This window comes from Streptosporangium amethystogenes (assembly GCF_000721075.1).
Lineage (GTDB): Bacteria > Actinomycetota > Actinomycetes > Streptosporangiales > Streptosporangiaceae > Streptosporangium > Streptosporangium amethystogenes.
This window is the reverse complement of sequence record NZ_JOEQ01000017.1, coordinates 81,320-95,638: the sequence shown is the minus strand read 5'-3', so window position 1 is coordinate 95,638 and position 14,319 is coordinate 81,320. Positions and strand designations below refer to the sequence as shown.

Below are 14,319 nucleotides of genomic sequence, written 5' to 3'. Positions count from 1 at the left end.
GTCGTACGGGGCGTGGCCGGAAGGCCTGCTCGACCGCGGGGAGTCCTGGGCGATCCCCTGGAACACGAGGGCGGGACGCCCCTGTGGGGACGTCCCGCCGGTCATGCGGATCAGTTGTGGTCGTGCTGGTACATGCCCTTTTCGGGGACGGTGCTGGAGACCACGGCCTCGTAGGCCTTGCCTCGGGGGTTGGGGCGCGGGTCGACGAGGCCGGCGCACTGGCCGCTGCCGGTGATCTGGTTGGACACCCCGGCGTTGGACGGCGCGGGCGTGTTGCCGCCGCAGGCGAGCGCGCCGCGGACGCTGGTGCCCGCCATCACGAGCGCGTCGACGGTGGTGTTGTCGTTCAGCACCGCCGCGCCCCTGAGGTCGGAGCCGGCGACGATCAGCCGGCCGGTGGTGCCGGAGACGGCGACCGCACCGTTGATCCGCGCCTTGAGCAGGTGCACCTCGGCGGCGGCGGTCGCGGTGACCGCCCCGTTGATCGTGCCGCCGTTGACCACCAGGGAGGCACCGGGGGAGACGGTCACCCCGCCGTTGATCCGGGCGTCGTTCAGGCAGGTGACGCCGGAGCGGGCAACGAGGGTCCCGTTCCTGGTGCCGGTGACCGTGGTGGTGCAGGCGGGCGGCGCCGCGAGGGTGGTGACGGTGAAGCTCCTGGCCGTGCCGTGGTTGCCGCTGGGGTCGATCGAGCGGTACTCGACGGTGTGCCTGCCGCGCGGCAGCCTGCCGAACGTGAGGCTGTCGATGACGGTGCCGCTCTCGCTGAACGTCCACGGCAGGTCGGCGGAGGTCGGCCAGCCGAAGTAGTTGAACCAGCCGTCGCCGTCCACCCGGGACTCGCTCACCACGTAGCCGTCCTGGTCGTCGTCGCCGGTGAGCCTCATGGTGAAGGGACCGTTGTAGACGTGGACGTCGCCGGAGGCGACCAGCGGCTCGGAGAGTTCGTAGCCGGTGGTGGGCGGTGTGTTGTCGACGGTCCAGGACCGGGTGTCGCCGCCGGAGGTGGCGGTGAGGGTGTGGTTGCCGGGGGTGAGCGTGAGCGCGCCCAGGTCCAGGTCCCCGTCGCCGTTGCCGAGCCGCGTGCCGTCCAGCGTCCAGGTGACGGCGGGGACGGCGTCGTCGGGGTGGGTGGTCTCGACGTAGACCACCTCGTCGTGGCCGACGGCCTGGTCGGTGGGGGTGGAGGAGAGCAGACCGGCGCCGACCTCGGCGGGGACGGTGGTCACGGTCGTGTCCACGGTCCAGGTGCGGGTGGCGGTGAGGGCGCCGGAGCGGATGGCCGGGTCCCGCACGAAGCCGGTCGGGTCGGTGACGGTCGCCTTCACCGTGTGCGTGCCGGCCGGCAGGTTCAGCGTGCGGAGGTCGAGCGCGGTGCCCTCAGCCGGCAGTTCGGTGCCGTCGACGCTCCAGGTGGTGGTCAGCGAGTGGCTGTTGGGGTGCAGCGGCTCCACCCAGAGCACCCGGTCGGCGCCGACCGGCGACGCGGTGGGCGTGCCGTCCTGGATGAGGCCGACCTTGGCGGAGATCTTCTGGGTCATGACCTCGCGGCTGACCTGGTCGTAGTAGTACCCCAGCGTCCGCATGATGGAGTGCTCGCTGGGTCGCCAGACGCCTTTGCCGAAGTACAGGCCGCCCTCGTGGCGGCCGATGGTGCCGCCCGCCTCGCTGGGCTCGCCCAGCCAGCGCCACCACTTCTTTCGCTGGTCGGCGATCTGCTGCTCGGTCAGCAGGGTGTGGTGTACGGAGCCGGGCTCGGCCCCGGTGTAGACGCCGCCCTCCACGCCGCGCGTGTAGTAGGTGTACTCGTCCTGCAGGCCGCCCAGCGAGTGGCCGATCTCGTGCGGCGCGATGAGGGCCGACATCGAGTTGTGGCCCGAGGAGGTGGCGTAGGCGCCGCCCGCTCCGCCGTAGGTCCCGCTGTTGCCCAGGGCCAGGATCTGCCGGTTGGCGCCGCTGGTCCCGGCCACCAGGTTGGCGTACGAGTTGGCGGCCGAGTTGCTCATGGTGATCAGCCGCTGGACGCTGGCGGGGTTGCAGCCGCCCCAGAAGGCCATGCTCAGCGGGGTGTTCCTCTTCCCCGAGGCCAGGTCGGGGTCACAGCCGATACCGGACTCGCCGGAGACGATGTCCACCCGGTAGACGTTGAAGTAGTTGCGGTAGGACTTGTACGGCTCGATGGACCACATCACGTTGAGCTGCTGGTCGGTGTCGGCGGCGAACGCGGACTGCTCGCTCTCGGTGTAGCCGTCACCCATGATGATCAGATTGAACCGCTTGGCCGGGGCGCCGGTGACCTGGAGCGGCACCACGGTGGCGCTGCCGGCGGCGGCGACGGCGGGTGCCGCCGGAACGGTGAGCAGGGCGGCGGTCATCGAGATGGCCGCCAAGGCGGTGAGCGGCCTGGTGATACGCATGGCGGGGGGAACCTCCAGGGGGCGGTCGGGGCGTCCCCGCACGGTCGTGCGGGGATGCCCCGGGCATTTCATCTCAAAACCGGGATATTCAGCTGTTCGCCCGGGGGCGTGGCGGGAGCGCCACGCCCCCGGTCCCGGTACGGCGGCAGGCCGGCCGTACCGGGAGGGGAGATCAGCGCTCCCCGCGCGGGGGGAGCATGTCGTCTTCGGGGAGGGGCGGCACCGCGCGGTTGTTGACGGTGACGTTGTCGGACACCCCGGCCCAGCGCCTGAGCGTCGCCGTCGCCGCGTCGCGCTCGGCCGGGCTCAGCTGGGAGATGTTCGCGCCGTGGTTGGCGCCGGGGGCGACGTACAGATGGGAGTCCTTCCGGCTGGGCGTGAACCGCTCCGCGCTCCACGGGTCGTTCTCGCCGTAGACGAACATCATCTGGCTCGCGTCCTTGCGTACCCAGTGGTCCACGTCGAGCATCGGCTTCGGGTCGTGCCCGGTGCGCAGGCCGGCGGGGAGCACCGAGTTGGGCTGGTACAGCTTGGGGTATCTGGCCACGCCGCGCAGGTGCGCGAACTTCAGGTCGGGCCAGCCGAGCTGCTTCGCGGCCTGGTAGTAGTACGGGACGTAGTACGACATGCCCTGGTCGGTGTAGAAGGAGAAGCCCGCCACGTTGTCGATCCACGCGTAGATCTCGTCGTCGGAGGCGGTCGCGGCCGGCACGTCCGCGCAGTCGGACACCCTGGAGTACTGCCAGAACGCCCAGACCGTGTCGAGGACCGTCATCTCGAACGACCGGTCCGCGGTGCCCAGGGAGTCGCCGAAGGTGAGCCCGTCGCGGGCGGCGGTCGCCTCCAGCCGGGGAACCAGCCGCTCGCGCCGTTTGAGCGCCTCGGCCTGCACGTTGTCCAACGCGGTACGGCAGGCCTGGTCGGCCACGTTCGCGAAGAAGTCGTCGTAGGCGTGGTCGGCCGGGTTGACCCGGTCGTTCGGCGCGACGTAGGCCACCACGCCGTCCACGTCACCGGGGTAGAACCGCCGATGGTAGACCGAGGTCATGCCGCCCTTGCTCGCGCCGGTCTGGATCCACTTCCCCGAGTAGACCGTCTTGAGCGCCTCGACGATCCGGTGCTCGTCACTGGCCTCCTGCCAGAGGTCGAGCTTTTCCCAGTCCGCCGGGTCCGGGCGGGAGTTCCGGAAGAACCGGTGCTCCACCGAGACCTGGTTGGCGCCGAGCAGCCGGGTCGGCTCGGTCTGGGAGGCGCCGGGGTTGACCGGCAGGCCGTACCCGCCGGTGTACAGCACGACCGGCGCGTCGGCGGACCGGTGCAGCAGGGTGAATCGCTGCTGGTACGTGCCCTTGCCCGGATGGCGGTGGTCGATCGGCTGGGTGAGGCGCAGGACGAAGAACCGGTAGCCGGTCGGCCGGGTCTCCGAGACCACGGTCAGCCCGGGGATGGTGGTGAGCTTGCCGAGGAGTTCGTCCTCGACCGTCGCGGTGAGAGACGCGAGGCCGGGTTCCGCCGCCGCGGCGGGGGTGAACCCGGCCACGCCGATCGAGCCGGCGGTGAGGGCCGCCAGCATGAGGGCGGGAAGTGTGCGCACTGATATGTCTCCTTCTGGCACACGAAGTGTCGAAAGAGGCTATCGATCACGCTTTGTCGGTGGTAGTCCTGATTTCCATCATTCTGGTGTTATGGGAGTGATTGGTGGGGGATGCCGGGAGGGCCGATCATGACTTCGTGTACAGGGCCTGCCAGTAGTAGCTCCACGGGGTTCCCCAGCCGTCCGCGACGAGCCGCCAGTCGTCGCCGGGCTGGTACACCTCGACGAAACGCTCGGACTGCGCCCGGACCGCCTCGCTGTCGTGCACGTCGATGATCTCGCGGAGCAGGCCGGATTCGAGGGCCTGCTGGACCACGGCCTGCCCCTCGTAGTGCCCGTCCAGGTCCGGGTCCAGGTACTTGCCGACCGGGTTCTTCGTGTAGAAGCGGGTGGCGACACCGTCGATGAGGGAGAGGTAGTTCCTGACCGTGTCCGCGGGCATCTCGGCGAACGAGTCGATGTTGACGCACAGGTCGAAGGGCTCGCCGCCGGAGAGATCCTCCACCTCGTCGATCCCCAGGAACCTGATCCTCTCGAACTGCTCGCCGCTCAGCACGGCGCGCAGGTACTCACGGGAGAGCTTCAGGCAGTTCTCCAGGTCGATGATGTGATATTCCGCGACATCGTGGTTCGACAGAATGGCGTGGCAGGACCGGCCGTACCCGGCGCCGATCTCCAGGATCCGTGCGCCGTCCATTTTCACGGACCGTGCCATGAAATCGAGCTCAAGAACCGCCTGCAGATAGTCCAGGCAGATCGGCTCGCCCTTCAGGGTGACCGTGATGGGCTCTCCCAGCTGGCGGTTCCCGATTCGGAGCAGGCGCTCCCAGTTCTCCGGCGACAACTGGAGGCCAAGATTGTAGATGAGCGTCTTCAGATATCTCCGGCCGTTGACCTCCGGATTCCAGAGCGCGAGCTTGTAGTTCACCCGGCTGGATTTGAAACGGCTCAGGTCGGGGGTCTCGTCCAGTGCGAGATTGGTCTCGTTAATGTGCGCCCACTGACTGCTCTGGCCATATTTATGACTCATCTGTCTGCTCTTTCCTGGAGCTCGGCGATTCACGGTCCGCAGGGCGCCGCACCCACGTCCGCACGAGTATCGCGCACCGAACCGGCTCGCGCCTAGATCACTTGCGCAGCTCTTCCGGGGTCCCGAACCCCGGTACGCGGAGGCCCTCCGGAGTTGATCGGCTGCATGATCATTACGGAGGGTTAATGGCGGTGCCGTCGAATGCCCAGGTCAGCACGGGGGCGTTACCCGTGGGACAGCAAGATGTAGGCACAGTTCCACAGGTTGTTGTCAATAAATTTATCCAATTGTGACCTATCGACTATAAGATCGCGTTTCATGATCACGAATCTCGTCGTACCGGACGGACCACTGGCCTGGCCGTGGCATGGGGCTCCGGGTGTCGCGGCGCCAGGCGGGCGGTTACCCGCGGTTGCCCGCTGACACGGCGGGTCTCGGTGAGCTAGGAATGATGTCTGAACGAGATGCTCGCTGACCGGTTCGGAACGTGAAGGAATTCGGGATTGTCGATGCTTTTGCCGTTGGGTCGACGGACTTGCCGTGACGCCGGACCCGATAAAACCGTCGGTTCTCCACGAATAGCAGGCCGCCCTCTCACCACAGCCCCGTCGAGAACGACCCTCGTCTGAGAATTCCGCGAAGTGCGGAGTGTTTCACTCTGCCGCCGTGTAGGACCCGGGTCGCCAGACTAAACGAGGATGTAGTAAATGCTGGCATCGCAGCATCGCAGCGTACTTGATGTCCTGACGGGGTTGCTCGCCGAGAGTGGCGCGGGAAACGGCCGGTTGGTGCTGGTCAGCGGGGGACTGGCAAGCGGGAAGACCGAGTTGCTGCACGAGTTCTCCCGGGTCGCGGCCACCTCCGGAGCGTTGCTGCTCAGCGCCACCGGGTCCCTGGGGGAGAACACCCTGCAGGCGGGCATGATCGACCAGTTGTTCCACGGCGCGGGGCTGCCGCCGGAGGTCTCGGACCAGGTGTCACGGCTGATCCGGCGGCACACCCTGACGCCCGGCGCCACCCGGCACGCGGAGGCCGAGGTCGTCCGCGAGATAGGCGATGTCCTGCTGGAGCTGTCCAGGGAGCGCCCGGTGGTCGTCGGCGTCGACGCCGTCCATCTGGTGGACGGCCTCTCACTCCGGCTGCTGCTCTATCTGTGCCGCAGGATAAGCTCCGCCCGCATTCTGCTGATCATGAACGAGTGGGATCTGCCGCAGTCCACGGTCCCGTCCTTCTCCGCCGAGGTCACCCGGGGGTTCCACCGCCGGATCTGGCTGACCCCGCTGTCGGTCGGCGACATCGCCGAGGTGCTGCCCCCGACGATGGGTCCGGCCGCCGCCGCCGCGCTCCACCGGCTGAGCGGTGGAAACCCGGTGCTGGTCAACGCCCTGATCGAGGACCATCGCACCGACCCCGGCGACCCGGTCGCCGCCGGGGCGGCGTACGCCCAGGCGGTGATGGCGTGTCTGCACCGGTGGGAGCCGGAGCTGCTCCGGGTGGCCCGGGCCCTGGCGGTCCTGGGGGAGCCGAGCTCCGCCGGGCTGACCGGCGGCCTGGCGAAGATCAATCCGAAGGCCGCCGAGCGGGCGGTGAAGGTCCTGACCGAGGCGGGCCTGCTGGCCGACGGCTGGTTCCGGCACCCGGTGGCCGCCGCGGCGGTGCTGGACGGCATCGGTGCCGAGGAGCGTTCGTGCCTGCACGTCCGCGCGGCCGGGCTGCTGTACCAGCGCGGCATGTCCACCACGAAGATCGCGGGGCATTTCGTCGCCGCGGACCGGGCGCCGGAGGACTGGGCGACCGGGGTGCTGCGGGACGCGGCCGAGCAGGCGCTGGCCGGCAACGAGGTGGCCGTGGCCGTGCAGTGCCTGGAACTGGCCCTGCGCTCGGTCCGCGACGAGGGCGAGCGACTGGCGATCACGAAGGTGTTGGTCCGGGCGCTGTGGCGGGTCAACCCCTCGGCGGCCGCGCTGCATCTGCCGCTGCTGCGGGAGGCCCTGGAGAAGGGATGTCTGTTCGGCCAGGACGCGGCGGCCGTGGTGCGGCACTCGCTGTGGAACGGCGACGTGCAGACGGCATCGAGGGCGATGGAGGCGCTGACCGAGACCCCCGACCTGCTGAACGTGCAGACCGCCGCCGAGCTGCACCTCACCTACCAGTGGTTCTACGGGACGTCGCGGGGTCCGCACGGAAGGTTCGACACCGCCTCCGCCTGGGGCGACGAGGCCCGCAGGATGACCTCGATCTGGACGCACGGCGACGGCGAGGTGGCGCTGGTGAGCGCCGAGAACATCCTGCAGAGCAGCCGGCTCGGCGAGACCACCCTGGAGGTGGTGGCCATCGCCGTCCTGACCCTGATGTACGGGGGCAGGATGGAGCGGGCCACTCACCGGTGTGACGAGCTGATCGACGAGGCGGTCCGCAGCGGCGCGCTCACCTGGCAGGCCGTGCTCGGCGCGGTCCGGGCCGAGATCGCGTTCCGGCAGGGGGAGGTGGTGGTCGCCGCGGCCAGGGCGGAGGCCGCCCTGGAGCTGATGCAGGCGCAGAGCTGGGGCATCCTGATCGGCTACCCGAGGTCGACGCTGCTGCTGGCCCGCACGGCGATGGGGCAGTACGAGGAGGGGGCCGAGCTGCTGCAGCAGCGGGTGCCCGACGAGATGTTCGCGACCCTGATCGGCCTGCGTTACCTGCACGCGCGCGGTCACTACTACCTGGCCACCGATCGGGTGCTCGCCGCGATCAGCGACTTCCAGACCTGCGGCAGGCTCATGCAGGACTGGGAACTCGACCGGCCGATGCTGGTCCCCTGGCGCAGCAATCTGGCCGAGGCGAACCTCCGGCTCAGCCGCTGGGGGGTGGCCCGCGACCTGGTGACGGAGCAGATGGAGCGGCTCAAGCCCGTCGACCTGCGGACCCGGGGCATCTCGCTGCTGATCCTGGCCGCCGCCAGCGGGCTCGCGCGGCGTACCGAGCTGCTGCGCGAGGCGGTGGAGTGCCTGCGGACGGCGGGCGACCGGCTGCTGCTGTCCCGGGCGATGGCCGATCTGGGCGCGACCCTGCAGCAACTCGGGGAGGCCGACGAGGCCAAGCCGCTGATCTGCCGGGCGATGCGGGAGGCCGAGATCTGTCACTCCGGAGTGATGCCCCTGCGGCTCAGCAGGAGCTGGACCACCGGTCCCGTTCTGCCGGACGCGGGGGAGCCCGCCGAGGACCCGAACCCGCTGGGGCTCAGCGACTCGGAGTGCAGGGTGGCGGAGCTGGCCGCGCTCGGGCACACCAACCGGGAGATAAGCCGGACGCTGCACATCACGGTGAGCACCGTCGAACAGCATCTGACCCGCGTCTACCGGAAGCTGGGAGTGAAGAGCCGGGCCGATCTGCCCCCGGAACTCGCGCCCCCCGACCGGCGGGTGTCCGCCAGACCACCCGAGGCGGGGTCGAGAGCCAAGTCGGGCATGCGGGGAATCGCAAAGTGAACAGTCCGCCCAACCCCAGGAGTCACCTATGCCAGTCACGTCGTCGTGCCGGATCTGCTCGGGCACGGTTCGCGAGTTCCTCGACTTCGGAAGGCAGCCTCTCTCCGACGCGTTCGTGACGCCGGAGGAGTTCGATCGGGAGTTCTTCTTCACCCTCGCCGTGGGGATCTGCGAATCGTGCACGATGGTGCAGCTCATGGAGGAGGTGCCGCGTGACCGCATGTTCCACGAGGGCTATCCGTACCTCTCCTCGGGCTCGGCCGTCATGCGCGAGCACTTCCAGGCGATCGCCAAGCGTTTCCTGGCCACCGAGCTCACCGGCCCCGACCCGTTCATCGTCGAGCTCGGCTCGAACGACGGCACCATGCTCGGAGTGATCGCCGAGTCGGGCGTCCGCCACCTGGGGGTGGAGCCGTCCGGCGGGGTGGCGGACCTGGCCGCGGCCAGGGGCGTCCAGGTGCGCAAGGACTTCTTCGAGGTGGAGACCGCCGCCGACATCCTCGCCGGCGAGGGACCTGCCGACGTCATCTACGCCGCCAACACCCTGTGCCACATCCCCTACATGGAGTCGATCCTCCGCGGGGTCGACACGCTGCTGGCGCACAGCGGGATCTTCGTGTTCGAGGACCCGTACCTCGCCGACATCCTGGAGCGCACCTCGTTCGACCAGATCTACGACGAGCACTTCTTCTTCTTCACGGTCCGCTCGGTCCAGGAGATGGCGCGGAGATTCGGATTCGAGCTCGTCGACGCGGAAAGGCTCTCCGTGCACGGCGGCGAGGTCCGCTACACCCTGGCACGCCCGGGGGCGAGACCGGTGAGTCAGGCCGTGACCGACCTGCTGGCCGAGGAGAGCGCGGCCGGGGTCACCGAGCCGGCGACGCTCGCGGGCTTCGCCTCCAGGGTCGAGCTCATCCGCGAGCGGTTGACGGCGCTCCTGGGCGAGCTGCGGGAACGGGGCGAGCGGGTCGTCGGATACGGCGCCACCGCCAAGAGCGCGACGGTGACGAACTACTGCGGCATCGGCCCCGAGCTGGTCCCCTTCGTCTGCGACACGACCGTCGGCAAGCAGGGCAGGCTCACCCCGGGGGCGCACATCCCGGTACGGAGCCCCGAGGCGTTCCGCGACCCCTACCCGTCGTACGCGCTGCTCTTCGCCTGGAACCACGCGCAGGAGATCATGGAGAAGGAGAAGGAGTTCCGCGAGGCGGGCGGCAAGTGGATCCTCTACACCCCCGAGGTGCGCGTTGTCTGACCGGCCGTTGGTCGTGGTCCTGGGCGCCTCCGGTTTCGTGGGCTCCGCCCTGGTGGCGGAGCTGGCCCGGCGGGACGTCCGGCTGAGGCTGGTGGCACGGAGGCCCGCCGTGGTCGGCTCGGGCCACCCGGCCGAGGTCGAGGTCCGTACCGCGGACCTCACCGTCGCGGGCCAGGTCGCCGAGGCGATCGCCGGTGCGGACGCGGTGATCAACCTGCTGCTCTACACCGGCGGCGACGGGACCTGGCGGGCGGCGGAGGACGAGGCGCCGGGGGAACGGGTGAACGTCGGCGTGGTGCGCGACATCGTCTGGGCCCTGCGGGCGGAACGCCGGGACGGCCCGCCCCCCGTGGTCCTCTTCCCCGGCTCGACCTCCCAGGTCGGCCCGAGGGCGGAGGCCAGGGTCGACGGCACCGAGCCGGACGCCCCGGTGACCGCCTACGACCGGCAGAAGCTGGCCGCCGAGCGGGAGCTGAAGGCCGCCACCAAGGAGGGCCTGCTGCGCGGGGTCACGCTCCGGCTCGGCACGGTGTTCGGCGGCCGGGTCTCCCCGACCGCCACCGACCGGGGGGTGGTGACCACCATGGCGCGCCGCGCGCTGGCGGGTGAGCCGCTGACCGTGTGGAACGACGGGAAGGCCGAGCGCGACCTGCTCTACGTCGAGGACGTGGCCGGCGCCTTCCTGGCCGCGCTCGACCACGCCGACTCCCTCGCGGGCCGGCACTGGCTGGTGGGTACGGGCGGTGGTCGCAGCGTCCACGACATCTTCACGACCATCGCGGAGACCGTGGCAGCCCGCACGGGCGCCCCGGCGGTCCCGGTCGTCTCGGTGCCGGCGCCGCCGGACGCCACCGGGATGGACTTCCACAGCGTCGTCGCCGACCCGGTCGCCTTCCGCACGGTCACCGGATGGCAGGCCCGGGTGCCGTTCCGCGAGGCGCTGGAGCGCACCGTCTCCTCGCTGATCCGCGGTGACGAGGTGCCGCGCTGACCCGCTCCGGGCGACCCCTATCTTGCTCGCGGGCGACCCCTACCTTGTTGACCCCGCCCCGGAGGTCCGAGCATGCTGGACCGCGCTCCGTGACCGTCCGTCATCCTTGACCGATTGGCGACTGTTGTGACCGAACACCCCCCGGCAGCGCAGCCGTAATGAAATCCCGCGCGCTCGCCGTCACCGGCGCTTTCGAATTCACTCCCGAGGTGTTCCCCGACGAGCGGGGTCTCTTCGTCTCCCCGTTCCAGGAGGCGGCGTTCGTCGAGGCGGTCGGGCACCCGCTCTTCCCGGTCGCGCAGACCAGCCAGAGCGCCTCGGCGCGCGGCGTGCTCCGCGGGATCCACTTCACCCTCGCCCCGCCGGGGACCGCCAAGTACGTGCACTGCGCGCGGGGAAGCGCGCTGGACATCGTCGTCGACCTCCGGGTCGGCTCCCCGACGTTCGGGGTGTGGGACCAGGTGGTGCTGAACGGCGAGAGCTTCCGCTCGGTGTACCTCCCGCCGGGGCTCGGCCACGCCTTCGTCGCGCTGGAGGACGACACCGTGATGTCCTACCTGCTCTCGCAGCGGTACCGGAAGGAGAACGAGCTCGCGCTCTCGGCCCTCGACCCGGAGATCGGGCTGCGGCTGCCCGGGGACCCGGCACTGATCCAGTCGGAGCGGGACCGGGAGGCGCCCACCCTGGCGAAGGCGCGGGCGCTGGACATGCTGCCCGACTACGAGGAGTGCCTGCGGATCGAGGAGACCTTCCGGCAGGTGTGACGGCGGCGTGCGGGAGCCGGTCGAGGCTCGGCGGAGCTCCCGAGCCGCCGCCGGAAGATGAAATTTCGTATCAAAGGAGTCAGTATGGCCGTACCCTCTCGGCGGCAGACTCGTTCACCGTTGCAGGTGCGGCTCGCGGAATCCGTGCTCTCCCCGGGTGGGTGGTTCGCGACACTCGACGACTTCCACCGCTGGCTGGCCGAGACGGCGAGCCGTACGTACATGAACGTGCGGAAGGCGCCGTTGCACGGGCTGTCCGGCTGGGAGGTGGAGCGGCACACCGGGAACATCCGGCATCGGACCGGAAAGTTCTTCAGCGTCGAGTGCCTGGACGTCCACGTTCCCGGCCGGACGGTCTCCCACTGGTCCCAGCCGATCATCAACCAGCCGGAGATCGGCATCCTGGGCATCCTGGTCAAGGAGATCGACGGGATCCCGCACTGCCTCATGCAGGCCAAGCACGAACCGGGCAACCACAACGGCCTGCAGCTCTCTCCCACCGTGCAGGCCACCCGGAGCAACTACACCCGGGTGCACCGGGGCAGGCCGGTCCCCTATCTCGACCACTTCCTCGACACCTCCGGTCACGAGGTGGTCGCGGACATCCGCCAGTCCGAGCAGGGCGCCTGGTTCTACCGGAAGCGCAACCGGAACATGATCGTCGAGATCACCGGGGAGATCGAGGTCGCCGAGGGCTTCTGCTGGCTGACCCTCGGTCAGCTGCACACCCTGATGTCGGTGCCGGACCTGGTGAACATGGACGCGCGGACCGTGCTGGCCTGCATGCCGTTCTCGGGGGCAGCGCTGACGTCGGCGCTGACGTCCGCGCTCTCCGCGGAGCCCGGCGACGCGTTCCGTGCCGCGCTCGTCCGCTCCTGTGATCCGGGCGAGGCCGGCCCGCACACCATGGGGGAGGTGCTGAGCTGGATCACCGACATGCGCACCAGGACCGACCCGCAGGTCAGCCTGATCCCCCTCAACGAGGTGCGGGGATGGCGGCGTACGGACGAGCTGATCTCCCACGAGACCGGCCGCTACTTCGACGTCGTCGGGGTGAGCGTGGAGGCGGGCGGGCGCGAGGTCGGCCGCTGGGACCAGCCCATGATCGAACCTTCCGGGACCGGGGTCATCGCGTTCCTGGTCGGCGAGATCGACGGAGTGCTGCACGCCCTGGTGCACGCGCGGGTCGAGCCGGGCTACGCCGACGTGGTGGAGCTGGGGCCGACCGTGCAGTGCACCCCGGAGAACTACGACCACCTGCCCGCCGGGGCCCGCCCGCCCTTCCTGGACGAGGTGCTGGGGGCCGGCCCCGGGCAAGTCCGGTTCGAGACGATCCTGTCGGAGGAGGGCGGGCGCTTCCACCGCGCCCGCAACCGCTATCTCATCGTGCACACCGACGAGGCCGCCGGGATCGACCACCCCGAGTACCGCTGGCTGAGCGTGTCCCAGCTCGGAGAGCTGCTGCGGCACAGCTTCTACCTCAACATCCAGGCGCGCAGCCTGCTGTTCTGCCTGACCACCCTGACTACAACGCCGCCAGCACCTCTCGCAGCGCGCTGATCACCCTGTCCTGGACGTCGCCGGGCAGTGACGGGTACATCGGCAGCGAGAAGATCTCACCGGCCAGTTCCTCGGTGACCGGCAGGCTGCCCCTGCCGTAGCCGAGGTGGGCGAACCCGGTCATGGTGTGGACCGGCCACGGGTAGCTGATGTTCAGCTGGATGTCGTACGCCCTCAGCGCCTCGATGATGTCGTCGCGGCGGGGGTGGCGCACCACGTAGACGTAGTAGACGTGGTCGTTGCCCTCGGCGAGCGCGGGCAGGACGAGTTCGGTGTCGCCGAGGCCGTCGGCGTAACGGGCCGCCACCGCGCGCCGGTCGGCGATGTACCGGTCGAGCCGGCGCAGCTTGCGGCGGAGGATCTCGGCCTGCAGCTCGTCCAGCCTGCTGTTGTGGCCGGGGGTCTCGACGACGTAGTAGGTCTTCTCCATGCCGTAGTAGCGCAGCCTGCGCAGGTTCCGCTCGACCTCGTCGTCGGAGGTGAGCGTCGCGCCGCCGTCCCCGTAGGCGCCGAGCACCTTGGTCGGGTAGAAGGAGAACCCCGCCGCCTTCCCCATCGATCCCGCGGCGCGCCCGTGGTGGCGGGCGCCGTGCGCCTGCGCGCAGTCCTCGAAGATCATCAGGTCGTACCTGGCCGCGAGCCGTTCCAGCGGCTCCATCTCGACGCACTGGCCGTACAGGTGAACCGGCAGGACGCACCGGGTCCGCTCGGTGATGGCGGCCTCCACCTGGGCGGTGTCCATCAGCTGGTTCTCCCGGTGCACGTCCACGAAGACCGGGGTCGCACCGATCGCGTCGATCGCGACCACCGTCGGCGCCGCGGTGTTGGAGACCGTGATCACCTCGTCGCCGGGGCCGACCCCCATGGCCTGCAGCCCCAGCTTGATCGCGTTGGTGCCGTTGTCGACGCCGACGCAGTGCCGCACCCCGTGGTAGCCGGCGAACTCCGTCTCGAAGGAGCGGACGCTCTCACCGAGGACCAGTTGCCCTGACCGGAACACCGTCTCGACGGCGTCCATGATGTCCTTCTGCTCGCTGTCGTATTCCCGCAGATAGTCCCAGACACGCGTGGTCATCGCAGTCCCTTTCTCGAAAGCTCGGCTCAGCATAATGACCGGCGAGAAGCGGGGGATCCCCTGTATCCAGGTGGAAACCGGCACCCCGGGAGGTGGCCGGCAGTGGTCTCGGAATGGCTAGGGGTAACCCCTAACACCCCATTCGGTACCCCAGTCTCCGTCG

The 14,319-nt window shown here is 69.7% G+C and carries 9 protein-coding genes; 5 read left to right on the top strand and 4 right to left on the bottom strand.

Features of this window, described 5'->3' with window-relative positions:
- Positions 1-110: 110 nt before the first annotated feature.
- From IG98_RS0124200 to IG98_RS0124190, 3 genes are all read right to left on the bottom strand, one after another.
- Positions 111-2,417: a M64 family metallopeptidase gene (locus IG98_RS0124200; protein ID WP_063766273.1), complete on the bottom strand. Its 2,307-nt coding sequence runs from the start codon at positions 2,415-2,417 to the stop codon at positions 111-113.
- 172 nt (positions 2,418-2,589) lie between these two features.
- A complete protein-coding gene (locus IG98_RS0124195) occupies positions 2,590-4,011 on the bottom strand; it encodes a S28 family serine protease (RefSeq protein WP_051752780.1) in 1,422 nt (473 codons plus the stop codon).
- A gap of 127 nt (positions 4,012-4,138) precedes the next feature.
- On the bottom strand, positions 4,139-5,041 hold the full coding sequence (locus IG98_RS0124190; RefSeq protein ID WP_030916394.1) for a putative sugar O-methyltransferase: 903 nt from the start codon (positions 5,039-5,041) through the stop codon (positions 4,139-4,141).
- A gap of 707 nt (positions 5,042-5,748) precedes the next feature.
- Here IG98_RS0124190 and IG98_RS0124185 point away from each other — a divergent pair.
- The 5 genes from IG98_RS0124185 to IG98_RS0124165 all read left to right on the top strand — a co-directional run bounded on the left by IG98_RS0124185 (position 5,749) and on the right by IG98_RS0124165 (position 13,081).
- Positions 5,749-8,511, top strand: a complete 2,763-nt coding sequence (locus IG98_RS0124185; protein ID WP_051752778.1) for a LuxR C-terminal-related transcriptional regulator — start codon at positions 5,749-5,751, stop codon at positions 8,509-8,511.
- A gap of 28 nt (positions 8,512-8,539) precedes the next feature.
- Positions 8,540-9,766 (top strand): class I SAM-dependent methyltransferase, encoded by a 1,227-nt coding sequence (locus tag IG98_RS0124180; protein ID WP_030916389.1) that lies wholly within the window; start codon positions 8,540-8,542, stop codon positions 9,764-9,766.
- Positions 9,759-10,757, top strand: a complete 999-nt coding sequence (locus IG98_RS0124175; RefSeq protein WP_030916386.1) for an NAD-dependent epimerase/dehydratase family protein — start codon at positions 9,759-9,761, stop codon at positions 10,755-10,757. The genes IG98_RS0124180 and IG98_RS0124175 overlap by 8 nt, the downstream gene beginning before the upstream one ends.
- Before the next feature lie 158 nt (positions 10,758-10,915).
- Positions 10,916-11,521 carry a dTDP-4-dehydrorhamnose 3,5-epimerase family protein gene (locus tag IG98_RS0124170; protein ID WP_030916384.1) on the top strand — a complete coding sequence of 202 codons (606 nt, stop codon included), beginning with the start codon at positions 10,916-10,918 and terminating at the stop codon, positions 11,519-11,521.
- Positions 11,522-11,605: 84 nt separating this feature from the next.
- On the top strand, positions 11,606-13,081 hold the full coding sequence (locus tag IG98_RS0124165) for an NDP-hexose 2,3-dehydratase family protein (RefSeq protein WP_030916383.1): 1,476 nt from the start codon (positions 11,606-11,608) through the stop codon (positions 13,079-13,081).
- Here the strand turns inward: IG98_RS0124165 and IG98_RS0124160 are convergent.
- Positions 13,047-14,156 carry a DegT/DnrJ/EryC1/StrS family aminotransferase gene (locus tag IG98_RS0124160; RefSeq protein ID WP_030916381.1) on the bottom strand — a complete coding sequence of 370 codons (1,110 nt, stop codon included), beginning with the start codon at positions 14,154-14,156 and terminating at the stop codon, positions 13,047-13,049. The two genes, IG98_RS0124165 and IG98_RS0124160, sit on opposite strands and share 35 nt — an antisense overlap.
- Between the last annotated feature and the right edge of the window lie 163 nt (positions 14,157-14,319).